This window comes from Roseateles aquatilis (assembly GCF_002205645.1).
Lineage (GTDB): Bacteria > Pseudomonadota > Gammaproteobacteria > Burkholderiales > Burkholderiaceae_C > Roseateles > Roseateles aquatilis.
In genome coordinates this window covers 311,466-334,664 of the sequence record NZ_NIOF01000002.1, presented here as the reverse complement: position 1 = coordinate 334,664, position 23,199 = coordinate 311,466, and the positions used below count along the sequence as shown (strand labels likewise).

The following is a 23,199-nucleotide window of genomic DNA, read 5'->3' as shown; positions in this document are numbered from 1 at the left end:
GTCAGACGGTGGTCGAAATCAAGAACCGATGACCCTAAATCTAGGCTTCTCCCATTCAGCCGTGTGGCCTCATGTCTTATATAAGACTGAATTTTTAACCCATGCAAATCAACGACTTGCACCATTCATACCGGATTGCGGAACCTGTTCTTCCATCATGAGAAATTTTGCGGCGGTGCAGCACGCGGTTTTTTTGCATCCCGCCAATCTCATTTCATAACTTGAAATCTTTATCCCGCCACGTCCAACCTCGGCCGGGCTGGTGAGATTTGCGCAAGACATCGCTCAAATGCGGCAGCGCACGGGATTTCGTCCGCAAACCTTCCCAGCAATCGGTTGTCGACGGCATGCCCACTAGAGCCGGGTGCCGCGACCTGATTTCAGGCCGCCGGCTCCGGATCACCAGCCGTCCGCCAGCGCGACGAACCTTCGCGGCGCAGGCGCACCTTCAGCGGCATGACGGCCCTGGTTCCGGGACATCCGGCGGCTCTACCTGGAGAAGAAAATGTTTGCACTACTTGGCATCGGTTCCAAACTGCTGGGCGGCATCGGCGGCGGCGAAAGCGCCGGCGGCGCGGGCGGCGCCGGCGCGGCGGGCGGCCCGTTGGGCGGCCTGCTCAACAGCATGACCGGGGGCCTGGCTCAGGGCCTGCTGGGCAACCTGATGGGCGGCATGGGCAAGATGTTCTGACCCTCACGGACCGGGAAGACCTCCCGGCCCTGAAAGCACAAGGGGCGTCCTCGGACGCCCCTTGTCATTGGCGCGCCCCTCCCGGGGCGGGCTTCCGGCGAATCAGTCGAGCTTGAGCTTCTGCACCTCGACGACGCGCTTGTACACGGCGAACTCGGCCTTGATCTGCTCGGTGAACTGCTCCGGGGTGTTGGCCACGATGATCGAGCCGGTTTCCTCGATGCGCTTCTTCACCTCGGGCATCTCGACCGTCTTGCGGGCGGCGTCGTGGATCTTGGCGACCACTTCCTTGGGCAGGTTCTTCGGACCCAGGATCCCGTAATACGCCATGCGGTTCACCGGCTCCAGACCCAGTTCCTTGAAGGTCGGCACGTTGGGCAGCACGGCCAGGCGCTGCGGCGCGGCCACGGCGATGGCGATCAGGCGGCCGTCCTTGATGAAGGGCAGCGCGGACGGCAGGTTGTCGAAGATCATCGGCACCTGGCCGGCGACCGTGTCGTTCAGCGCCGGACCCGCGCCGCGGTACGGGATGTGGGTCACGAACACGCCGGTCAGGCTCTTGTAGAGCTCCATCTGCAGATGGCCGATGCCGCCGGTGCCGGAGGTCGAATAGCTGTACTTGCCCGGGTTCTTCTTGAGCTCGGCAAGGAAACCCTTGTAGTCCTTGGCGGGGAAGGACGGATGCACGGCGATCACGTTGGGCGTGGCGGCCAGGTTGATGATCGGCGTGAAGTCGGTCAGCGGGTTGTACGGCGTCTTGGGATTGATGGCCGGATTGGTCGCCGTGGTGGACACGGTGGCCACGCCCAGCGAGTAGCCGTCCGGCGCCGACTTGGCGGTGTCGTTGGCGCCGATGATGCCGCCGCCGCCGGCCTTGTTCTCGACGATCATCGTCTGGCCCAGCGGGCCGTTGATGTACTGCGCCACGACGCGGGCGATGATGTCCGTCGTGCCGCCCGGCGCGAACGGAACGACCAGCTTCACCGGCTTGCTCGGATAGGTCTGGGCCAGCGCCACGGCGCTACCCAGGCTCAGCGCGCCCAGTGCCAGGCCGCGTTGAATGATCTTGCGACGGTTCATGATCTCCTCGTCTTCTGAAAAAGGTCGAAAGGACTTTCGATCGGGGGAGCTTAAGTATGTCGCCTGTCGAGGTGGCCTAGCGGAACTACGTAGAGACCGCACGAGCGGGGCGGTCAAGCGCAGGCATGCCCGAACGCCGTCTTCGGATTCCCCGATGTCGCGGCCCTCGCCCGAGGTCCCGCCGGCGGAGTCCGAGCGTTACTCGACACCCTGACTCAGCGCCCAGTCGATGTGCTCGGCCACCATCGCCGTCGCGCCGGCCAGTTCGGCCGTGAGCGCCGCCCGCATCCTGGCCCGCAGTGACGGGGCCAGGTCTTGCCTGAGCGCATTGCCCATCGCCACGGCGATGTTCCTGCGCCATCGCTGATGGCCGATGCGGCGGATCGCCGACCCTTCAGTGCGCCGCAGGAAGGTCGCCTCGTCCCACGCCCAGAGCTCGAGCAGCGACGCCTGCCCCAGCGGCTCGCGCCAGTCGAAGTCCGGCAGCGCGTTCGTTCGCGCGAACTTGTTCCAGGGACAGGCCAATTGGCAGTCGTCGCAACCGTAGATGCGATTGCCGATTGCCTCGCGGAACTCCAGCGGAATGGGCCCGTCCTGCTCGATGGTCAGATAGCTGATGCAACGCCGCGCGTCCAGCCGGTACGGCCCGACGATCGCCCCGGTCGGGCAGGCGTCGATGCAGGCGCGGCATTGGCCGCAATGCGCGGTCACCGGCTCGCTGGGCGGGAGTTCGAGGTCCAGGTAGATCTCGCCGAGGAAGAACATCGAGCCGCTGTCGCGATGCAGCGTCAGCGTGTGCTTGCCGCGCCAGCCGATGCCGGAGCGGCTGGCCAGCTCGACCTCCAGCACCGGGGCCGAGTCGGTGAACACGCGATGGCCCATCGGACCGACGGCCGCCTGGATCCGGTCCGCCAGTTGCTGCAGCCGCTGCCGCAGCACCTTGTGATAGTCCCGGCCGCGCGCATACAGCGAGACCTGCGCGCGTGCCGGGTCGCGCATCGCGGCCCACTCGCGGTCCTGCCAGTCGGGGCCCACCGATCCGGGCAGGTAGTCCATGCGCGCGGTCAGGATGCTGATGGTGCCGGGCACGAGTTCCGCGGGCCGGGCGCGCTTCAGGCCGTGGGCGGCCATGTACTGCATGTCGCCGTGGAAGCCCGCGTCGAGCCAGGCCTGCAAGCCCGCTTCCGCGTCGCTCAGGTCGACGTGGGCCACGCCAATCTGTGAGAATCCCAGCCCATGCGCCCAGGCGCGGACCTCGACCATCAGCGCTGCCAGCGCGGCGGGGTCTCGGGAGGGGCTCGATGGCGCATCGGGCCCGGGCGTATCGATCAAGGAATTCATAGGTTTTGAGCATTCTAGAAACCCGCCCGTTCCGTTGGCCCGACGAGGCCGCCTGCGAACGCTTCGCGCAGGCGTTGGCGAGCTGTCCGCAAGTCGCGGACCTGAGCATCGAGCTCGATGGCGGCCTGGGCGCCGGCAAGACCAGCCTGGTGCGGCACCTGCTGCGGGCGCTGGGCGTCACCGGCCGCATCAAGAGCCCGAGCTACGCGGTCGTCGAGGACTACCAGCCGCCCGCGCTGAACGGTCTGCCCGCGCATCACTTCGACTTCTACCGCTTCAGCGATCCGCGCGAATGGGAGGACGCGGGCTTTCGCGACCTCTTCGCCGCGCCCGGGCTCAAGCTCAGCGAATGGCCGGAGAAGGCCGCCGGCATGCTGCCGCCGCCGGATCTGAAACTCTTCCTCACGGTCAACGCCGACGACAGCCGTGACGTTCGAGCCGAAGCCCACACCCCGCGCGGCCAGGCGCTGCTGGTCGAGCTGTCGCGGCGACTGGCGGGCTGATGGCCGCTCCAGCCGGCCGCCCCTTGCAGAATCGATAGACCCGATAGACCCGATACACCCGATGACTGGAGACACGCCCGCACCCATGACTGGCAAGCCATCGACCCCGTCGCCCCGACGCCGCCAGGCCCTGCGCCGCATGGGCGCCGTGGTGCTGAGCTTCCCCGCCGTGCCCGCGGCGTCGGCGCTCGCCGCCGGTGCCGCGAGCGCCGCCACCATCGTCGCGGTACGCGTCTGGCCGGCCTCGGACTACACGCGGGTCACGCTCGAATCGGACCGGCCGCTGGCCGCCAAGAGCTTCCTCGCCGCGAATCCCGATCGCCTCGTCATCGACATCGACGGCCTGGAGCTCAACCCCAGCCTGCGCGAGCTGCTGGGCAAGGTGAAGCCGGACGACCCCTTCATCGCCTCGGTGCGCGTGGGCCAGAACCAGCCGCGCGTGGTGCGCATTGTGCTGGACCTGAAGCAGGCGGTGGCGCCGCAGGTCTTCACGATCGAGCCGGTGGCGGCCTACCGGAACCGGCTGGTGCTGGACCTGTATCCGACCGAGGAGCGCGACCCGCTGCTGGACCTGGTCCGCGGCAAGGAGGCCGCCGAGCGCACCGCCGCGCAGTCGGTGAACGATGCGCTGGGCGAGCTGATCGGCCGCATCGACCGTCCCCAGTCGGCGGCCTCGTCGGCGGAGAGCGCCGCGGCCGCGCCGACCCGCAAGGCCAGCGCGGTCGCCTCGACCGAACCCGCCGCGCCGCCCGCGCCGCCGTTCAAGGAGATCGCGCCGGAAATGAGCCAGACCAAGCTCGACCGGTTGATCGTCATCGCGATCGATCCCGGCCACGGCGGCGAGGATCCGGGCGCGATCGGCCCGAGCGGGCTGAAGGAAAAGGACATCGTGCTGGCGATCGGCAAGAAGCTGCGCGACCGGCTCAACACCAATCCGCGCATCCGCGTGATGATGACCCGGGACGCCGATTTCTTCGTCCCGCTCAACGAGCGCGTGCGCAAGGCGCGGCGCGTGCAGGCCGACCTGTTCGTGTCCATCCACGCGGACGCCTTCATCACGCCCAAGGCCAAGGGCGCGTCGGTCTTCGCGTTGTCCACCGGCGGCGCGAGCTCCACCGCCGCGCGCTGGATGGCGGACAAGGAGAACGCCGCGGACGTGATCGGCGGCGTCAACAGCAAGGCCGTGAAGGACGCCGGCGTGCTGCGCGCGATGCTGGACATGAGCACATCGGCGCAGATCAAGGACAGCCTGAAGCTGGGCGGCGAGGTGTTGGGCCAGATCGGCAAGGTCGGCAAGCTGCACAAGGGCAGCGTCGAGCAAGCCGGCTTCGCGGTGCTGAAGGCGCCGGACGTGCCGTCCATCCTGGTGGAAACGGCCTTCATCTCCAACCCCGAAGAAGAAGCCAAGCTGCGCGATCCCGATTACCAGGACGACCTGGTCAAGGCGCTCGCGACCGGCATCGCGCGGTACTTCGCGAAGAATCCGCCGCTGGCGGCAAGGCATCGGGCGCTGTGAGGCCAAGCACCGATGCGCGAAATCGCATCGATCACGGCCCATCACCCAGGCCTACGCGCGCAGCTTGTCCTTCTTCACCGGCTTGACTTGGAGAGCCTCGGCCATTCCCGCCGCCAGCGCCTTGGCGCCCTGCCTTTTCAAAGCAAAGAGCAGTTCCGCCACGGTGTAGGGCGGATTCTTCAGATCACCGGCCGCCCGCAGTACCGCGCGGGTCGTTGGCTTTGAGAAAGCCATATAGAGCTCGTCGAGAAAAGCTCCTGGACGCAGTACTTGGATGCCCAGTCGCGCCATTGCCGTCGGCGCCATGTCTCGCAAGTTTTCCGTCACGAGGAGAACTTTCGCATTCCGATCGCTATCCGGTAGGTTCCGCACCGCGATGGCCGCCGCGGCCACATGGCGATCCCCACTGTCAACGCTTGAGGGAACTTGGGTGAAGTCAGCGTTGGAGAGCTCGATCTCCCACTCCGGGCAACGCTTCTTCATCGCCATCAATCGGGACGCGGCCTGTGCCTGCGTCGCGTTGAACAGTCTCGGCATGTGCCGCATGAACTCGCTGTCGATGGTCGCCGTCCAATGGGCGAAGAACAGCTTTTCAGCACGGAGATCCATGAGCACATCGGCCACTCGCGGCGAGAGCAGCACGCAGGTGTCGAGCACGACCGAGAGGCCTTCAGAGGTCAACCCTGCCGCCCCGTCTTCTTGACCGCGGGCCGAGCGGGCTGTGCTCGGCTCGCCGACGACCGCTTCTTGGCAGTCGAGGCCACAGTCTTCGCGGCCTTGCGCTCGTCGCGCAAGACGTTCAGATACTCGTGGTCGGGCCGGTCGTACAACCCCATCGCCATGCCCGCCTCCCTGGGCGATGGCACGCCTTCCACCGCCTTCGCCCGTGCCGCCAGATAGGCGTCGAGGGCCGACGTTCGAATACGACGATGACCGCCCTCGGTCCGAACGATCTCGCCAAGCTTGCCCGTGTCGCAGAGCATCGCGATGTATGGACGACTGACGTCGAGCCGCTGGGCCGCGTCCGCAGTACTGATCAGCGCGTCCGCGTCGGCCTGGTTGGAGGATGGCGCCGACATGGCTGCGTTCCCCCCCTCCGTCGCCGCCAGCATGGCGATCAATTGCATTCGAAGCGCCTTGCCCGCAGCGGTGTTCGCGCTCAGCGAGGCTTCCATCGCCAGGAGGATGTGGTGCTTGAGCCCCTCTATCGCCGCACGCACGTCGCGGTAGTCGGTCGTCTTGGGATCCCTTGCGCGACGAGCACTCCCGGCATCCTGCAATCGAACGACCACAACCTCCTGAATACTGTCCGCCAAGGGCTCCAGCGCGCTGGTCAACATGGGCAGATAGCGCTGCGCCGCTACGGCTCGAACTGCGGGGTGGGTCGCGCGTGACATGGCATCTCTCCTGTGATGCCACCTAGCATAGGCAATAAACGAAAAAAACGCAAAATTCGAAAATTATCCGATCTCCCTTCGTTGCCCGATCGGTTTCCTATTCGAGCTCCCAATGAAGAACCGGGGCTTTCGCCCCGGTTCGTTCGGATCAGATCAACCCAGCGATCACTTGCCCACCTGCGTCGGCATCGCTGGCGCCGTCGTGCGCTGAATCGGCTTCCAGGTCTTCAGCCGTTCCTGGACATTGGCCACCGCGGCCTCGAGCTGCACGTCGCGGCCCTGGTTGACCGCCACCGGATCCAGGTCCACATCGATGTCCGGCGCCACGCCTTCGTTCTCGATGCGCCATTCGCCCTCCGGCGTGAAGAAGCGGAAGAACGGCACGACCAGGTAACCGCCGTCGATCAGCCCCGGGTTCGCCGAGATGCCGATCAGACCACCCCAGGTCCGCTTGCCGATCAACGGGCCCAGGCCCGTGCGCTTGAACGCGTAGGGCATGAAGTCGCCGCCGGAGCCCGCGTCCTGGTCGATCAGCATCGCCTTGGGTCCGTAGATGGCGCCGGCGGGTGTGTCGTAGATCAGGCCGTCGCGGTCCTTCCAACTGCCCAGGTAGGCGCGGTTCAGCAGCTCGGTCACGTAGTTCGCGGCCTGGCCGCCACCGTTGCGGCGGTCATCGACGATCAGGCCGGTCTTGTCGACCTGCGCGAAGAACATCCGGTTGAAATGCTGGAAGCCCGAGCCCGCCGTGTCCGGCATGTAGACGTAGGCGATCTTGCCGCCGCTCAGGCGATCCACTTCCTGGCGGTTGTGGTCGATCCACGCCCACTGGCGCAGGCGCCCTTCGTTGCCGGTCGGCTCGACCGTCACCTGACGCGCGCCCTGCCCGTTCGCGTTCGCCGACACCGTCAACTGCACCTGCTTGCCGACCGTGTTCTCAAGCTGCTGGTACAGGTTGCGCGTGCCGTCGACCGGCTGGCCGTTGACGGCCAGCAGATACTCGCCTTCCTTGACGCCGACGCCCGGTGCGTTCAGCGGGGCCTTCAGGTAGGGATCCCAGCGGTCGCCCTTGAAGATCCGCTTGATGCGGTACTTGCCATTCTCGAAGCTGAAGTCCGCGCCCAGCAAGCCGACCGGCACGCGCGGCTCCTGATGCACGTCGCCGCCGCCGATGCGGTTGTGGCCGACCTGCAGCTCGCCGATCATCTCGACCAGCAGGTCATTCAGATCCTCGCGGCGTTGCACGCCCGCCACCAGCGGCGCATAACGCTGGTAGATGCCGTTCCAGTCGAGGCCGTGCAGCTTGGGGTCGTAGAAGTATTCCTTCTCCATCCACCAGGTCTCGTCGAAGATCTGCTTCCACTCGGCACGGGGATCGATGCGGGTCTTCAGGCCCGACAGGTCGATGCTCTTGGTGTCGATCTTCTCGCGCGCGTCGGAGATCTCCAGCCGGCCGCCGCCCAGATTCAGCAGGATCTTCTTGCCGTCGGCGCTGAGGCTGTAGTTCTGCACCTGCGGCTTGACCAGCTTGGCCTTCTTCTCCTCGAAGTCGAAGCGGTACAGCTCGCCCTTGTTGCCCTCGCCCCCGTTGGGCTCGATGGACACGCCCGGCTGGCGGTACTCCAGGTAGAACAGCGCGCCGTCGTCCGCCACGCCCAGCGCGCCATAGCGCGCGGTCGCGACCGGCAGGCCGACGATGCGATCCTGGATGCCGGCGAAGTCGATGCGCACCGGCTTGACCTTGGGCTTGGCGTCCTTGGCGTCGTCCTTCTTGTCGGCCTTCGCGTCCTTGCCGTCCTTCTCGTCCTTGCCATCCTTGGCGGCGCCGTCGGCCTTGCCCGCCTTGTCGGCGTCCTTCTTCTCGTCGTCCTTCTTGTCCTTGGCATCCTTGCCGTCCTCGTCGCCGGCCTTGGGCGCGAGCGGCGACTTGCCGTCCGCGCGCAGCACCGCGGCGTAGAGGCCCATGCGCACCGCGCGCTCCTGGGTCGACATGTCCAGCCCCACCTGCGCCGGGCCGGAGTTGATGGACGCGGCGAAGAACAGCACGTCGCCCTTGGTCGAGAACACCGGCTGGCCGGCGTGGCTCTGGCCGTCGGTCAGCGTGTGCTGCTGGCCGGTCTGGAAGTCGATGACGCGGATCTGGCTGAAGAAATTCTTGCCGGCCACCGTATAGGCCAGGAAACGACCGTCCGGCGAGAAGCTGGTGTCGAAGCCGGCACGGCGCTCGCTGGTGTCGATCCTGGTCAGCTTGCCCGACTGCGGCCCGGTCAGCGGCAGTTGGAACAGGTTCAGGTGGTTGTCCTGCAGCACCAGGCGCGCGCCGTCCGGCGACCAGTCGAGCAGCGAGAAATAACCCACCTCGGGCAACAGGATCTTGCGGGTCGGCTTACCGGCGGCCTCGTCGCCGAGCTGGTCGCGGATCACGACCTGATGGCGCATGCCGGGTTCGTCGGAGAGGTAGGCGACCTGCTGGCCATCGGGGCTCCAGACGCCGTCCTTCTCACGCACGCCGGACGTGCGCGTCAGGTTGCGCACCACGCCGTCCTTCACCGGCACGGTGAAGATCTCGCCGCGCGCGCTGATCACCACGCGCTTGCCGGTCGCGGACAGCGAGGCGTTCTCGATCGTCTTGGACGCGTCCTTCCACTGCTCGCGGGCCTGGTTGCTCGGCTCGTTCAGGGCGATGCTCAGGACGCGGGCCGGGCTGCCGTCCAGGCCGACTTCCTTCAGTTGACCGCCAGCCTCGTAGACGATGCGGCCGTCGCGGCCGTCGGCGCCGCGGATGTCCCAGACGGTTTCCTTCGTCAGTTGACGCAGGGCCTTGGTCTTGGTGTTGAAGGCGAAGAGGTTGGCCGCGCCGTCGTTGCGGTCGGAGATGAAGACGACCTCGTCGCCCATCCAGATCGGGTTGCTGTCGGTGGCGTTGACGTGCGGGATCTGCTCCCAGGTCTTGCCCTTGGGATCGATGATCCAGATCGGCGGTGTGGTGCCGCCGCGGCTCTGGCGCCAGCCGCTCGATCCGTTGTAGGCCTGGCGATACGGGCGGTAGGCCAGGCGCGTGCCATCGGGCGACCAGACGCCCTCGTAGGCGACGGCCTCCATGACCTTCTGCTCGTAGCCGCCGTCGGCGGGCACCTCGAACAGCTGGTTGCTGCGGTTGTTCAGGACTTCGCGCGACGAGGCGAACAGCACGCGCTTGCCGTCCGGGCTCCAGCCGGTGACCTGGTCCGCGGCCGGGTGCCAGGTCAGGCGCCGGGGTTGACCACCGCCGGCCGGGATCACGTAGACATCGGTGTTGCCGTCGTAGCTGGCGGAGTACGCGATCCACTGCCCATCGGGCGAGAAGCGGGGGGAAAACTCGGCGGCCGCGTGGCTGGTCAGGCGGCGCGGCTGGCTGCCGTCGCGATTGGCGATCCACAGGTCGCCGCCGTACACGAAGGCCAGGTTGCGCGCCGACACGGCCGGATCGCGCAGCAGCATCGCGGCGGCCTGCGCGGGCGCCTTGGCGCCGGTCGCGGCGGTGGTGGTGGTCACGGCCTGCTGGGCCAGCGTGGGACCGGCGGCGATACCGGCGGTCAGGCTCAGGGCCAGGGTGACGGCCTTGCTGAGGGTGCTGAGTTGCATGGAGCTTGGGTCCGGTAGGAAAGCAGCGGCCGAGAATAGCCGTCGCATTTCCCCCTGACGAAGCTCACCCCGTTGCTTTGCGCACCGACGGCGTCGGTGTTTTCCCGAGGACCGGCGGCCGCGCGTCAGCCCGGCCGGGGTCCGGACGGTTCAGGCCGCGGCCTTCGACTGGCGGGAGGCGCGCCAGCCGCCGTAGATCGCGATCAGGCCGGGGATGATGATCATGGCCCAGATGATCTTGCTGAGGTGGGTCTGCACGAACGGGATGTTGCCGAACAGATATCCCGCCACCGTCAGGCTCACGACCCACAACACGCCGCCGCCGACGTTGTAGGCCGTGAAGCGGCTGCGCGTCATCTCCGCGACGCCGGCCACGAACGGCGCGAAGGTGCGGATGAAGGGCATGAAGCGCGCGATGACGATGGTGATGCCGCCGTGCTTCTCGTAGAACTCGTGCGCCGCGTCGAAGGCGCGCTTGTTGAAGAAGCGCGACTGCTCCCACTGGAACACCTTGGGCCCGAAGTAGCGGCCGATGGTGTAGTTGCACTGGTCCCCCAGGATGGCCGCCACCAGCAGCACCCCGATCGCCAGCGGCAGGCTCATCATGCCCGCGCCGCACAGCGCGCCGACCACGAACAGCAGCGAATCCCCCGGCAGGAAGGGCATCACCACCAGTCCGGTCTCGACGAACACGATCAGGAACAGCAGGGCATAGACCCAGACGCCGTAGGTGGTCACGAACTCGGCCAGGTGGGCGTCGACGTGCAGGATGAAATCGATCAGGAAGTGCAGGAGATCCATGGGCGCGGATTATGGCGGGGGGTTGAAGACCGACTGATGTCGAAAGGTGGGACGCACCCACTTGGAAATGCTGTGCGGCCGACTGATCGGTGTTGGTCGGCGCAGCGATGTCGGCCTGTCGATGTGATGGAAGAACTGCCTATCGACGGGCAGTCCGGGCGCTCGAAGAATGGCTTCGCCTCCGGAGGTTTCTCAACGGGCGCCGACGGGCGTCCATTCTGTTGATGGACCTGAAAGGAAACTGAAGTGCGCAAGAGCAATCTGTCTGTCGCGTCGGCGGGCGTGCTGCTGGAACCGATCTTCCTTCTCATCGCCTCGTATGCCCTGATCGGCTGGCTGTTCTCCCTCCACTGGCGCCTGTGGGTGGATGACGCCGCCGCCTCGATCGCGCTCCCGTTCCTGGCGGTGCTGCTTGTCCTCCTGTGCGCCATTGCCTTGTCCAGACATCGCTATGCGTTGGCCGGGCCGGTGGGCATCGAGGAGCAACGCAGCCGCGTGGCAGGAAGACGGCTCGCGACGGTTCTGCTCGTTTCCCTTCCGATCGCGTTCTTGGCTGGCACGTCCCGGTTCTCGGACCGCCACGCCTTCGAGCTGATGGTGCCGCTGTCACTGGCTGCGTCGATCCTGCCCATCCTCGCCGCGGCCACGCTCGAAGAGTTCATCGGCCGGCGCGTGCTCATCTCGCGCTTGACTCGGCTTGGCGTCCCCATGCTGCTGGCGGTCGTGCTGCAGGCGCTGGTGTTCGTCCTGCTCCACGGGAAGAGTGCCGCATCGACCCCGGGGCCCTTTGCCTGGTACTTCACCGCGGGGCTCACGCTGGGCACGCTCTACGTCGCCACGCGCTCACTGTGGCCCAGCGTCGCCTTGCACTTCATGATGAACCTTTGCCTCGCCCAGACTCGGCCGACCTGGAACTGGTACACGCAGCGCGCAGTCGAGGAAATCTCGGCGGACTGGGTCGAGCCGTTGCCCGCCGTCTGGCTCACCGCCATCGTCGTCTACTGGGCCTGGCGCTCCCAAAGGCACGCACGCCCCACTCGTGACTCGCCCGGCGGATGAGGGTGTCGGGCGGTGATCGGCACCTCCTACAATCTCCCCCTTATGGATGACACCCTCGCCCCGGCCGAGATTCCTGCGGCCGACGCGCCCGCCGCGCGCCGCGCGATCCGCGAACTCCCCGATGAACTGATCAGCCAGATCGCCGCCGGCGAGGTCGTCGAACGCCCGTCCTCGGTCGTGCGCGAGCTGGTCGACAACGCGCTCGACGCCGGCGCGGGCCAGATCCAGCTGAAGTTGCTGGCGGGCGGCATCCGCAGCCTGGTCGTCGAGGACGACGGCCTGGGCATCCCCGACAGTGAACTGCCGCTCGCCATCAAGCGCCACGCCACCAGCAAGATCGGCAGCCTGTCCGACCTGGAGGCCGTCGCCACGATGGGCTTCCGCGGCGAGGCGCTGGCCGCCGTGTCCTCGGTGGCGGAACTGTCGATCGTGTCGCGCTTCTCCGGCGCCTCCCATGCCTGGCGGCTCGACGCGCGCAGCGGCGAGCTCAGCCCCGCCGCCCGGTCGCGCGGCACCAGCGTCGAGGTGCGCGAGCTGTTCTTCAACACGCCCGCCCGCCGCAAGTTCCTCAAGACCGAAAGCACCGAACTGGCCCATTGCCTGGAGGCGCTGCGCCGCCACGCGCTGGCCCGGCCCGACGTCGGCTTCGCGGTCTGGCACGAAGGCAAGCTGGTCGACCAGTGGCGCGCGGCGCCGCTGCCGCAGCGCATCGCGGAAGTCCTCAACGACGACTTCATCGCCCAGAGCCGCGACGTCATGGCGCAGGCCGGCCCGATGCGCATCCACGGCCGCGTCGGCCTGCCGGAAGCGGCGCGCAGCCGCGCCGACATGCAGTACGTCTACGTCAACGGCCGTTATGTCCGCGACAAGCTGATCGCCCACGCGATCCGCTCGGCCTTCGACGACGTGCTGCACGGCCAGCGTCAGCCCAGCTACGTGCTGTTCATCGACATCCAGCCGGAGCTGGTCGACGTCAACGTCCATCCGACCAAGATCGAGGTCCGCTTCCGCGACGGCCGCGAGATCCACCAGCAGGTGCGCCGCGCCGTCGTGGCCGCGCTGGCGCTGTCCCGCAGCGACGAGGCAGGCGCCGCCGCGACGGCCGAGCCGGGCGCCGCGCCGACGCCCGTCGTGCCGACCAGCTGGAGTGGCACGCCCGCCTGGGATCGGCCGATGGTGAGCGATGCCGGCGGGTCGTATCCCGCCGCCCCGTCCAATGGCGTCGGCCACCATGCGGCCGGCAACACCGGCGGGAACGCGGCCGGCGGCTGGCGCTCCCCGATCCCCACCCGCGCGCAGACCGCGCTGGCGCTGGAGCAGGCCGAGGCGCTGTATGCGCCCGCGCCACCCGCCGGCCTGCCCACCGCGCCGGCACCCGCGTCCGCGCTGGCCGGCTTCGGCACGGCGCCGGCCGCCCCGCTGCCCGCCAGCCAGGCCGGCGAGTGGCCGCTGGGCCGGGCGATCGCGCAAATCCAGGGCATCTACGTGCTGGCCGAGAACGCCCAGGGCCTGGTCATCGTGGACATGCACGCGGCCCACGAGCGCGTCGTCTACGAACGCCTGAAGGCCTCGCTCGGCGAGACCCGCATCGACTCGCAGCCCCTGCTGATCCCGGTGACCTTCGCCGCCACGCCGTCCGAGATCGCCACCGCCGAGGCCCAATCCGAGACGCTGCGCCGGCTCGGCCTGGACATCTCGCCGCTGTCGGCCAAGGTGCTGGCGGTGCGCGAGCGCCCCGCCCTGCTGTCCGGCGGCGACGTCGTCGAACTGGCGCGTGGCGTGCTCGCCGAGCTGGCGCAATTCGATGCCAGCCACGCGATCGAACGCGCACAGCACGAGATCCTGGCGACGATGGCCTGCCACGGCGCGGTCCGGGCCAATCGCCAACTCACGCTCGACGAGATGAACGCGTTGCTGCGCGACATGGAACGCACCGAGCGCGCCGACCAGTGCAATCACGGCCGTCCCACCTGGCGCCAACTGACCGTGCGAGACCTGGACGCGTTGTTCCTGCGCGGTCGGTGACGGTCTCCGTCCCCGCCCTCGCCCCGCTCGTTTCACCGCACGCCGCCCTTCCGCCCCGCCCCCTTTTTTGAAGCAGTACCGACATGGCCACCCTCAAGCTCAACAAGAACAAACCGGCCAGTCCGGACGGCACCTCCGACAAGGCCGGCCCTCGGCGCGCGCCGCTGCGCGGCCAGGGCGTCAACAAGCCACGCCCGACGCTCGCGCAGGCACAGGCCGAACGCGCCGAACGCGAAGCGGCCTATCAACAGCGCCGCGCCGAGGAAGGCCGCCAGGAACGCCGGCCTGACGCGCGCGGTCCGCAAGGTCGCGACGATCGACGCAGCGGCCCCCCTGGCCGCGACGACCGGCAGGGTCGCCCGCCGCGTGAAGGCGGTGGCTACGGCGGACCTCAAGGCGGCCAGGGCGCTCGAGGCCACATGGGCGGCACGGGCGGCTACGGCGATCGCCAGGACCGGGGTCCGCGCGACGATCGCGGCGGCTTCGCCGGCCGGCCCGATCGCGAGGGCGGCGAACGTCGTCCGTATGGAGATCGCCCCCCGGGCGATCGACCACGGCCGCAAGGGGATCGACCGCAGGGCGACCGTCCCTACGGCGATCGTCCGCGTTTCGACGCCGATCGCCCGCGCCGTCCCGACGATCGCTTCGGCGGCGATCGCCCGCGCCAGGGTGGCGATGACCGCTATCAGGGCGGTGGCCAGGGTGGCGACCGTCCGCGTTTCGAGGACCGTCCCCGCTTCGACGGCGACCGCGCACGCCGCCCCGATGACCGCTACGGCAACGGCCCCGGCCGTGCCCCGGGCGCTCGCCCTTACGGGGATCGTCCTTACGGAGACCGCCCACAAGGCGACCGACCGTATGGCGATCGTCCGCAAGGCAACCGCGGCTACGGCGACCGTCCGCAAGGCGATCGGCCGCGCTTCGACAATGACCGCCCGCGCCGTCCTGACGACCGCTTCGGCACGCGCAACGAAGGCTCGCGCCACGGCGACGATCGCTCACGCTACGGCGACGGCCGCTCGCGCGGCGGGCACGCTGGCGATCGCGATCGTCCCGGCACCGCCGACGTGCATGCCCGCGCCGAGCGCCAGGAATACGCCGAACGCACCGACCGTCCCCGCAAGCCCGACGCGCCGCGCCAGCCCGCGCCCACGCGCCTGGCGGAGGCCGATGCCGGCGAGCGCCTGTCCAAGCGCATGAGCGAACTCGGCCTGGCGTCGCGCCGCGAGGCCGACGAGTGGATCGAATCCGGCTGGGTGACCGTCGACGGCAAGCTCGCCGAGCTCGGTCAACGCGTCGGACCGGACGTGAAGATCGAGGTCGACCCGGCCGCCCGCGAGCAGCAGGCGCAGCGCGTGACCATCATCCTGAACAAGCCGATCGGCTATGTCTCCGGCCAGGCCGAGGACGGCTACGAACCCGCGTCGGTGCTGGTCAAGGCCGACACGCACTGGGGCGAGGACCCGTCCAAGATCCACTGGGCCCCGGGCCATGGCCGCGGCCTGGCGCCGGCCGGCCGGCTGGACATCGACTCCACCGGCCTGCTGGTGCTGACGCAGGACGGCCGCATCGCGCGCCACCTGATCGGCGAGGACTCGGACGTCGAGAAAGAGTACCTGGTCCGCGTCGCCGTCGCGAACGGCGATCCGGAGAAGCACCCGCAACATCAGCTCGACCCGCGCGCGATCGCGATGCTGAACCACGGTCTGGAGCTGGACGGCGTCCAGCTCAAGGAAGCCAAGGTCAGTTGGGCCAACGAGGACCAGTTGCGCTTCGTCCTGCGCGAGGGCCGCAAGCGCCAGATCCGCCGCATGTGCGAGCTGGTCGGCCTGAACGTGCTGGCGCTCAAGCGCGTGCGCATCGGCCGCATCCCGCTGGGCCAGTTGCCTCCGGGCCAGTGGCGGTACCTCGCGCCGTGGGAGCGCTTTTGAGCGCTGACGCGGGCGACCTGAGCCCCCTGTGCATCGCCGGCCCCACCGGCTGCGGCAAGACCGCGGCCGCGCTGGCGATCGCGCGCCTCCAGCCGGTGGAGATCATCAGCGTCGACTCCGCGCTGGTGTACCGCGGCATGGACATCGGCACCGCCAAGCCCACGCCCGATGAGCTGGCGGCGGTGCCGCATCACCTGATCGACATCCTGGAGCCCACGGCGAGCTACTCGGCCGCGCAGTTCGTCCGCGACGCGACGGCGCTGGTGCCGACGATCCAGGCGCGCGGCGCCAGGCCGCTGCTGGTCGGCGGGACGATGCTGTACTTCAAGGCGCTGTTCGACGGGCTGTCCGAGCTGCCGCAAGCCGACCCGGCGCTGCGCGCCCGGCTCGATGCCGACGCCGCCCGCGACGGCTGGCCGGCGATGCATGCGCGGCTGGCGGCGCTCGATCCGGAGACCGCCGCGCGTCTGGCGCCGCTGGATTCGCAACGCATCCAGCGCGCGCTGGAGGTTTGCCTGCTGAGCGGCGAACCGATGTCGGCGCTCTACGCGCGGCAGCGCAGCCAGGGCGTGGACTGGCCGCTGATCTCGCTGGAGCCCTCGGACGAAGCGCGCGCCTGGTTGCACGAGCGCCTGGCGCAGCGCTTCGCGCTGATGATCGAACAAGGTTTCGTCGACGAAGTCCGCCGGCTGCGCGCGCGCGGCGACCTGCACCCGGGTCTGCCGTCCATGCGTTGCGTCGGTTATCGGCAGGCGTGGGAACTGCTCGATGACAACGAGGCCGCGCCCGACCTCGACGTGCTGCGCGAACGCGGCACCGCCGCCACGCGCCAGCTCGCCAAGCGCCAGATCACCTGGCTGCGTGGCATGCCGGCACGACGCATCGTGCCGGCCGAGGCTCCGGATGCGCTGCGGCAGTTGATGCGCCTGGTCGCTCCCGAAGTGGCTTGAGCCAACGCCCGCTCAACGCGCCGGGGCCGGATGGGCGACGGAGGCACCCGTGTAGCGTCCCAACACATCGGACAAGGCGTCGATGGCGAACATGAGCGTCTCGCGTTCGTCGGCCATCTCGTCGTGGCGCCGCTGTGACGGCCTGTTGGCCCCGAGCAGCGCCGTCCTGGCCAACTGGAGATGCGCCCGCATGTGCATCGCGACGCCCTCGGTCGGCGCGACCGTGCCCAAGCCAACGGCGAGGTGCTCGCGCAGAACCCGTTCCACCAGACTCGATTCACGCGCCCGGTAGAGGTCGCCAGCTTGCTCGTGGCGTTGACGGTAGTCCTCGCGCAGCACCGATGACAGCGGCGCGAAGTGCGTCCGCAGTGTCGCCAGCATCGCCTTGCCCTGAGCACCCGGGCGCCACCGGGTCGGCGCCTTGGCGCACATGACGCTCATGTCCTTGAGCAGGCAAGCGACAGACTGACGAAAGGTCCGATCCCCAGATCCCTTCGCACCGGGAGCCCACACGCCGTGTGTCTCCTCTGCGTGGCGCAAGGCGTCGATGTTGGGAAGGAGAACGCGGTCGGCGGCGGGACGATCCGCAACGACGCCGGCCGATTCGACATTCGCGGCACTCGACCCACTCGACGCATCGATCGAGGGCTGCCGCCGCGAGTTGTCCTCGACCACCACGCCGTGCCGGCGAGTAGCGACGGCGACCTCCTGGCGATGCGCGGGACGGCGCATGACTTCCTCCGGAGCGTCAACCTCGACCTCGTCCTCGAAATCCGGCGCCTGCGCCCGGGCGTAGGTGACGCCGCCGTCCCCGCGAGCGCGGAGTCCGTCCAGAAAGTCCGACATCGCCTGCTCGGACAAGCTGTCCCGTCGTGTGACGCCTGCGGCGCCGAGATCCTCCCAGGACGACGTGAGGTCCTCTCGGCTCGATCCGGCGATGGGGCGATTCATGGGCATGGCGATTCCTTCGGAAGTTGACGATGTCCGTCAGTTGGCAACCCACCGTCGCTCAATACGCCCCGTTGACGGGCGATCCGCCATGACAACCAGCCGATTCAGGCCAGTGCCTGACACGCCCGCGACTGGGCGCTGCGTGATCGCCATCCGATCCGCACGACCGATCCCGGCCTGGCCGCACGCCACAATCGCCGATTCGCAGCTTCCGACGCCCCGCTCGTCCCCGACGATGGAAGTCCCCCTTCTCACCGCCTCCGGCCTGACCAAACGCTACGGCACACAGACGCTGTTCGAGCAGCTGTCGCTGACGCTGCATCGCGGCGAGATGCTCGCGCTGCTGGGCGAGTCCGGCAGCGGCAAGTCGACGCTGCTGAACGGGCTGGCCGCGCTGGAGCCGCTGGACCGGGGTCAGGTCGTGCTGCAAGGCCGCGACATCCTGGCGCTGGACGAGGCCGGTCAGGCCGCGCTGCGCCGCGAGCAGCTCGGCTTCGTGTTCCAGGCCTTCCATGTGCTGCCGCATCTGACGGTGCAGGACAACGTCGCGCTGCCGCTGCTGCTGCAGGGCAAGCCGGATCCGGCGCGCGTCGCCACGATGCTGGAGGCCGTCGGCCTGTCCTCCCATGCCCGGCACCTGCCGCGGCAACTGTCGGGCGGCCAATTGCAGCGTGTCGCGATCGCCCGCGCGCTGGTGCATCGCCCGGTCCTGGTGCTGGCCGACGAACCCACCGGCAACCTCGATCCGGCCCATGCCGATCAGGTGCTGCAGCTGCTGCGCCAGCAGTTGCGCGAGCAGAACGCCGCCTGCCTGCTGGTGACCCATTCCGCCCACGCCGCCGCGCTGGCCGACCGCCGCCTGCGCCTGGACGGCGGCCGGCTGGTCGAGGCCTGAGCCGTCGCCCGCGCGCCTCGCCCCACGATGAGCACCGCCGCCGCCTTCGCCCCGCTGTCCGGCCTGCGCCGCGCCTGGGGCTGGTGGTGGCAGTTGTCCTGGCCGGCGCTGCGGCTGCAATGGGGACGGCAGCTCGCGGCGCTGCTGACGATCGCGCTGGGGTTGGCGCTGGCCGGCGCGGTGCACTGGATCAACGCGTCGGCGCTGGCACAGTTCGAGTCCGCCGCGCGCCAGAGCAGCGCCCAGGCCGACACCGAAATCAGCGCCGCGCCCGGCGCGCCGCCGCTGTCGGACCGGCTCTATGCGCAGCTCGCGGCGCGCGACGACATCGCCGCGCTGGCGCCGCGGCTCGAGGCCAGCGTACGTGTCCAGGCCCGCGACGGGCAATGGCAGCGCGTGCGACTGCTGGGGCTGGACCTGCTGCAGCTCGGCGCCTTCCATCCGCAATGGCTGCCGCGCACGGCCGGCGCCGATCTGGCCGGCGCGCTGCGTCGACCGGCCGTGCTGGTCAGCGACGCGGCGCTCGCCCGGCTCGGACTCGACGGTGGCAGCGGCGGCAACAGCGTGGGCGCCGGGACGACGGCCCCGGCCGGCGCGCTGCGCCTGGACCTCGCCGACGCGGACTCGGGCACGAACGCCCCGCTGCCGATCGCCGGCCGCATCCCCGATCGCGAACAGGCGATCCTGATCATGGACATCGCCTGGGCCCAGCCACTGCTGCGTCGCCCGGGCCAGCTCGACGCGATCCTGCTGCGCATGGCGCCGGGCCACGTGGTCCCGACGGACTGGCCGCCCGGCCTGATCGCCCGCGCACCGCAGGATCAGGCCCGCCAGCAGGCCGACGAGGCCCGCCGCCTGACACGCGCCTACCGCCTCAACCTGGGGGTGCTGTCGCTGATGGCGCTGTTCGTCGGCGCGTTCATGGTCTTCGCGGTGCACAGCCTGTCGGTGGCGCAGCGCCTGCCGCAGCTGGCGCTGCTGGGCGTGCTCGGCATGAGCGCCCGCCAGCGCCTGGGCATGCTGGTGACCGAGGCGGTGGTACTCGGACTGGCCGGCGCCGTGCTGGGTTTGGGCCTGGCGATCGGCCTGGCCGAGCTGGGCCTGCACGCGCTCGGCGGCGATCTGGGCAGCGGTTTGATGGGCCTGCACGGCGGTCGGCCGGCGCTGCGGACCACGCCGGCGTCGATCATCGGCCTGCTGGCGCTGGGACCGCTGGTGAGCCTGGGCGCGGCGGCCCTGTCGCTGGCGCGGCTGCGCCGGCTGCCGGTCGCGCAGGTGCTCAAGGGCCTGGGCAGCGGCGAGTCCGACGGCCGCTGGTGGCTGCTCGGCCCCGCGCTGCTGGTCGCGGCGCCGGCGCTGGCGGCGATGCGCCCCCTCTTCGGCGTGCCGATCGGCGCCTATGCGGCGATGCTGGCATTGCTGCTGGGCGCGCTGGGCACGGTGCCCTTCGTGCTGCGCGTGATCACCGGCCTGCTGCGCGGCTGGGCCGCGCGGCGTGCGCTGCCGCTGCTGGCCGTCGAGCGCGCCCGCGACCAGGCCGGCGAGGCGGGCCGCCTGATCGCCGGCGTGCTGGTGGCCCTGGCGCTCGCCGTGGCGATGCTGGTGATGGTGGCCAGCTTCCGCCTGTCCCTCGATCAATGGCTGACCGACATGCTGCCCGCGGATCTCTACCTGCGCCAGACCGCGCACGACAGCGCGCAGCAAGGGCAGCCGCTGCCGGCGGCGCTGGCCGCGTCCGCCGCCGCGCTGCCCGGCATCGAACGCGTCGCGGCGCAGCGCACCCGCGCGATCGGCATCACCGTGCGCGGCATGACCGGCGGCGCGACGCTGCTGGCGCGCCCGCTCGACCACCGCCTGCCGCTGCAGGGCGAGGCCGTCGCGCTGCCGGCCGGCGTGCAGCCGGTCTACATCAACGAGGCGATGCGCGACGCGCTGCGCCTGTCGCCGGGCGACGCCTTCATGCTGCGGCTGGACGGCCGCCAGTTGCCGGTCGCGGTCAAGGCGGTCTGGCGCGACTACAGCCGGCAGACCAGCGCGGTGCTGATGGAACGCGCCGACTGGCGCCGCCTCAGCGGGGACACCGCGGTCACCGAACTTGCCCTGTGGTTGAAGCCCGGCGCCGACCCGGTCGCGACACAGGCGGCGCTGCGCAGCCTGACCGGCGCGCCGGCTTCGCTGGAGATCGCCTCGGCCGGAGACCTGCGACGCTTCTCGCTGGACATCTTCGACCGCAGCTTCGCGATCACCTACTGGCTGCAGGCGGTCGGTCTGGGGCTGGGGCTGTTCGGCGTCGCCGCCAGCCTGTCGGCGCAGTTGCTGGCGCGCCGGCGTGAATTCGGCCTGCTGCTGCACCTGGGCCTGACGCGCGCGATGCTGCGCCGGCTGGTGCTGGCGGAAAGCCTGCTGCAGGCGGTCGCGGGCGCGGTGATGGGACTGATCGTCGGGCTGGCGATCAGCGCGGTGCTGGTGTTTCGGCTCAATCCGCAGAGCTTCCACTGGAGCATGGACTGGCAGGTGCCCGTCTGGCGCGTCGCGGCGCTGCTGGCGGCCAGCCTCGTGGCCACGGGCCTGACCGCGGCCTGGGCCAGCGCGCGCGCGCTGCGCGCCGGTCAGGGCGAGGCGCTGCGCGCGGTGCGGGAGGACTGGTGATGATCGCAAGACGACCGCTGCTGCTGGCGCTCGGCGCCGCGGGGTTGGCGCCCGGCAGCGCGAGGGCACGGACGCCCGCCGCGGACTCGGCGCTCTCCAACGCGCCGCTGCGCTTCCCGCGCGATCACGGCTCGCACCCGGAGACTCGGGTCGAATGGTGGTACGTGACCGGCGTTCTGCGCGCCGCGACGGCGGCCAGCGACGCACCGCCCGACAACGGCTTTCAGTTGACCTTCTTCCGCGTGCGCAACGACCTGGAGCGTCCACTCGACTCCGCGTTCGCGCCGGACCAGTTGATGCTTGGCCACGCGGCGGTGTCGGACCTCGGCCGGCGACGTCTGCTGCACGACCAGCGTGTGCTGCGCCACGGTTTCGCCAATGCGCGCACGGAGATCGGCGACACCGCCGTGCGTCTTGGCGACTGGCAATTGCGGCGTCTGGACGGCGCGAACGGCCACAGCCGCTACACGCTGGTGATGCACGGCGAGACCGCCGGCTTCGCGTTGTCGCTGTCCCTGCAGGCGCCGCAGGCCCCGCTGCTGCAGGGGCAGGAGGGCTGGTCGCGCAAGGGCCCTGGCGAGCAGCAGGCGAGCCGCTACGTCAGCGAGCCGCAGTTGTCCGGCACCGGCAAGCTCGCCCTGCGTGACGGCGGCACGCGCGAGGTCCAGGCCCGCTGCTGGCTGGACCACGAGTGGAGCAACCTGTACCTGGGCCGCGGCGCCGAGGCCAGCGCCGACAGCGCGGTCGGCTGGGACTGGCTGGGCCTGAACCTGGACGACGGCTCGGCGATGACCTTGTTCCAGATGCGCGGCGGGGACGGCGCGCCGATCTGGACCGGCGGCAGCTGGCGCGGCGCGGACGGCCGTCAGGTGGACTTCCAGCAGCAGCTGCGTTTCGAGCCGCTCGCCTTCTGGCGCAGCCCGGTGAGCCTGGCGACCTACCCGGTCAAGTGGCGCGTGCGCACGCCGCGCGGGGTGTTCCTGGTCGAGGCGGCCTACGACGCCCAGGAGATCGATGGCCGGCGCAGCACCGGCTTCCTGTACTGGGAAGGCGTCTCGCGGCTGGCCGACGAGTCCGGCCGCACGCTCGGCTGGGGCTACCTGGAGATGACCGGCTACGCGGGCCGGGTGCCGCTGTAGCGGTTGCGTCCCGACGGGATCGCCGCATAGGCGCGCACGCAGTTGCAACCGGCGCCGCGCGCCATGGCCAGCGCCTGGCGCGCCTGCTGCAGCAATTGGTCGGCGCCTTGCTGCGGCTCGCGCTTCCAGTCCTGCCAATGGGCCAGGCCCAGGCTGGCGCTGAGCGGCAGGGCCTGGCCCTGCCAGCGGTAGTCCAGCGTCGCGACGCGGGAGCGCAGCCGGTCGGCGGCGTCCAGCGCGCCCAGCGGATCGGTACACGGCAGGTAGACGGCCCAGACGCCACGCGGCAGCGGCAGCAGCCAGTCGCCGCCACGCAGTTGCTGGCGGGCCAGCTGGCCCAGACGCTCGTCCAGGGCCCGCAGGCAGTCGTCCCCGTGCTGCTGCTGCAGCCGCACCCAGGGGTCGAGCTCCAGCAGGATCAACACGCCGTCATGCCCGTGGCGCTGCGCCCGGGCGGCCTCGCGCTTGAGGCCGTCCATCAGTTGCGCCTCGTCGGTCGCGGCGACGCGCACCGGTTTGTCGCGGCGCATCTGCCAACGCCGCCGCAACGACATCCACCAGGCCCCGGGGCCCTTGTCCGAGTCTTGAGACATGCTGCTGCCCGCCTTCGCCGGATATGAGGATTGATTGCAGCACAGGAGCAAGCCACG

At 69.7% G+C, this 23,199-nt stretch carries 19 protein-coding genes; 10 read left to right on the top strand and 9 right to left on the bottom strand.

Translation table 11 applies throughout. The features are described 5' to 3' along the window. Positions 1-505: 505 nt before the first annotated feature. Complete coding sequence (locus tag CDN99_RS07015; protein ID WP_088383988.1) at positions 506-691, top strand: hypothetical protein; 186 nt, start codon at positions 506-508, stop codon at positions 689-691. A 102-nt stretch (positions 692-793) separates the two neighbouring features. On the opposite strand, the gene CDN99_RS07010 is transcribed toward CDN99_RS07015, so the two are convergent. Together CDN99_RS07010 and queG are read right to left on the bottom strand one after the other, a co-directional pair. Then, positions 794-1,771, bottom strand: a complete 978-nt coding sequence (locus tag CDN99_RS07010; RefSeq protein WP_088383986.1) for a tripartite tricarboxylate transporter substrate binding protein BugE — start codon at positions 1,769-1,771, stop codon at positions 794-796. A 198-nt stretch (positions 1,772-1,969) separates the two neighbouring features. Then, on the bottom strand, positions 1,970-3,034 hold the full coding sequence (queG, locus tag CDN99_RS07005; RefSeq protein WP_088383984.1) for a tRNA epoxyqueuosine(34) reductase QueG: 1,065 nt from the start codon (positions 3,032-3,034) through the stop codon (positions 1,970-1,972). Positions 3,035-3,117: 83 nt separating this feature from the next. Here queG and tsaE point away from each other — a divergent pair, with 83 nt between their 5' ends. Continuing rightward, on the top strand, positions 3,118-3,615 hold the full coding sequence (gene tsaE, locus CDN99_RS07000; protein WP_088383982.1) for a tRNA (adenosine(37)-N6)-threonylcarbamoyltransferase complex ATPase subunit type 1 TsaE: 498 nt from the start codon (positions 3,118-3,120) through the stop codon (positions 3,613-3,615). An 85-nt stretch (positions 3,616-3,700) separates the two neighbouring features. Next, positions 3,701-5,131 carry an N-acetylmuramoyl-L-alanine amidase gene (locus CDN99_RS06995; protein WP_088383980.1) on the top strand — a complete coding sequence of 477 codons (1,431 nt, stop codon included), beginning with the start codon at positions 3,701-3,703 and terminating at the stop codon, positions 5,129-5,131. Between the two features lie 51 nt (positions 5,132-5,182). Here CDN99_RS06995 and CDN99_RS06990 read toward each other — a convergent pair whose 3' ends face one another. The 4 genes from CDN99_RS06990 to CDN99_RS06975 all read right to left on the bottom strand — a co-directional run bounded on the left by CDN99_RS06990 (position 5,183) and on the right by CDN99_RS06975 (position 10,950). Continuing rightward, the gene (locus tag CDN99_RS06990; protein ID WP_088383978.1) at positions 5,183-5,812 is read right to left on the bottom strand and encodes a VapC50 family PIN domain-containing toxin; all 630 of its coding nucleotides are present in this window, start codon (positions 5,810-5,812) and stop codon (positions 5,183-5,185) included. Continuing rightward, positions 5,809-6,528, bottom strand: coding sequence for a helix-turn-helix domain-containing protein (locus CDN99_RS06985; protein ID WP_088383976.1), 720 nt, complete (start codon positions 6,526-6,528; stop codon positions 5,809-5,811). Before CDN99_RS06985 ends, CDN99_RS06990 begins: the two co-directional genes overlap by 4 nt. Positions 6,529-6,693: 165 nt before the next feature. Further along, on the bottom strand, positions 6,694-10,149 hold the full coding sequence (locus tag CDN99_RS06980) for a S41 family peptidase (protein ID WP_158218772.1): 3,456 nt from the start codon (positions 10,147-10,149) through the stop codon (positions 6,694-6,696). Positions 10,150-10,299: 150 nt separating this feature from the next. Next, complete coding sequence (locus tag CDN99_RS06975) at positions 10,300-10,950, bottom strand: DedA family protein (protein WP_088383972.1); 651 nt, start codon at positions 10,948-10,950, stop codon at positions 10,300-10,302. 246 nt (positions 10,951-11,196) lie between these two features. Here CDN99_RS06975 and CDN99_RS06970 point away from each other — a divergent pair, with 246 nt between their 5' ends. Both CDN99_RS06970 and mutL read left to right on the top strand, forming a co-directional pair. Continuing rightward, positions 11,197-12,009 carry a CPBP family intramembrane glutamic endopeptidase gene (locus CDN99_RS06970; protein ID WP_088383971.1) on the top strand — a complete coding sequence of 271 codons (813 nt, stop codon included), beginning with the start codon at positions 11,197-11,199 and terminating at the stop codon, positions 12,007-12,009. Positions 12,010-12,051: 42 nt separating this feature from the next. Continuing rightward, positions 12,052-14,034: a DNA mismatch repair endonuclease MutL gene (gene mutL / locus CDN99_RS06965; protein ID WP_088383970.1), complete on the top strand. Its 1,983-nt coding sequence runs from the start codon at positions 12,052-12,054 to the stop codon at positions 14,032-14,034. A 32-nt stretch (positions 14,035-14,066) separates the two neighbouring features. On the opposite strand, the gene CDN99_RS29165 is transcribed toward mutL, so the two are convergent. Beyond that, positions 14,067-15,020, bottom strand: a complete 954-nt coding sequence (locus tag CDN99_RS29165) for a hypothetical protein (RefSeq protein WP_238139404.1) — start codon at positions 15,018-15,020, stop codon at positions 14,067-14,069. Positions 15,021-15,101: 81 nt separating this feature from the next. Here CDN99_RS29165 and CDN99_RS29160 point away from each other — a divergent pair, with 81 nt between their 5' ends. Further along, the gene (locus CDN99_RS29160; RefSeq protein WP_238139403.1) at positions 15,102-15,965 is read left to right on the top strand and encodes a pseudouridine synthase; all 864 of its coding nucleotides are present in this window, start codon (positions 15,102-15,104) and stop codon (positions 15,963-15,965) included. Further along, entirely contained in the window at positions 15,962-16,915 is a 954-nt protein-coding gene (gene miaA / locus CDN99_RS06955) for a tRNA (adenosine(37)-N6)-dimethylallyltransferase MiaA (protein ID WP_088383968.1), read from the top strand. The genes CDN99_RS29160 and miaA overlap by 4 nt, the downstream gene beginning before the upstream one ends. A gap of 12 nt (positions 16,916-16,927) precedes the next feature. Here miaA and CDN99_RS06950 read toward each other — a convergent pair whose 3' ends face one another. Continuing rightward, on the bottom strand, positions 16,928-17,866 hold the full coding sequence (locus CDN99_RS06950) for a hypothetical protein (protein WP_141100680.1): 939 nt from the start codon (positions 17,864-17,866) through the stop codon (positions 16,928-16,930). A 235-nt stretch (positions 17,867-18,101) separates the two neighbouring features. Here CDN99_RS06950 and CDN99_RS06945 point away from each other — a divergent pair, with 235 nt between their 5' ends. The 3 genes from CDN99_RS06945 to CDN99_RS06935 are packed head-to-tail and all read left to right on the top strand — an operon-like array spanning position 18,102 to position 22,549. After that, positions 18,102-18,761, top strand: coding sequence for an ABC transporter ATP-binding protein (locus CDN99_RS06945; RefSeq protein WP_088383966.1), 660 nt, complete (start codon positions 18,102-18,104; stop codon positions 18,759-18,761). A gap of 27 nt (positions 18,762-18,788) precedes the next feature. After that, entirely contained in the window at positions 18,789-21,410 is a 2,622-nt protein-coding gene (locus CDN99_RS06940; RefSeq protein ID WP_088383965.1) for an ABC transporter permease, read from the top strand. Then, positions 21,410-22,549: a lipocalin-like domain-containing protein gene (locus CDN99_RS06935; RefSeq protein WP_088383964.1), complete on the top strand. Its 1,140-nt coding sequence runs from the start codon at positions 21,410-21,412 to the stop codon at positions 22,547-22,549. Before CDN99_RS06940 ends, CDN99_RS06935 begins: the two co-directional genes overlap by 1 nt. Here CDN99_RS06935 and CDN99_RS06930 read toward each other — a convergent pair. After that, complete coding sequence (locus CDN99_RS06930) at positions 22,525-23,142, bottom strand: GGDEF domain-containing protein (protein ID WP_088383963.1); 618 nt, start codon at positions 23,140-23,142, stop codon at positions 22,525-22,527. The two genes, CDN99_RS06935 and CDN99_RS06930, sit on opposite strands and share 25 nt — an antisense overlap. Between the last annotated feature and the right edge of the window lie 57 nt (positions 23,143-23,199).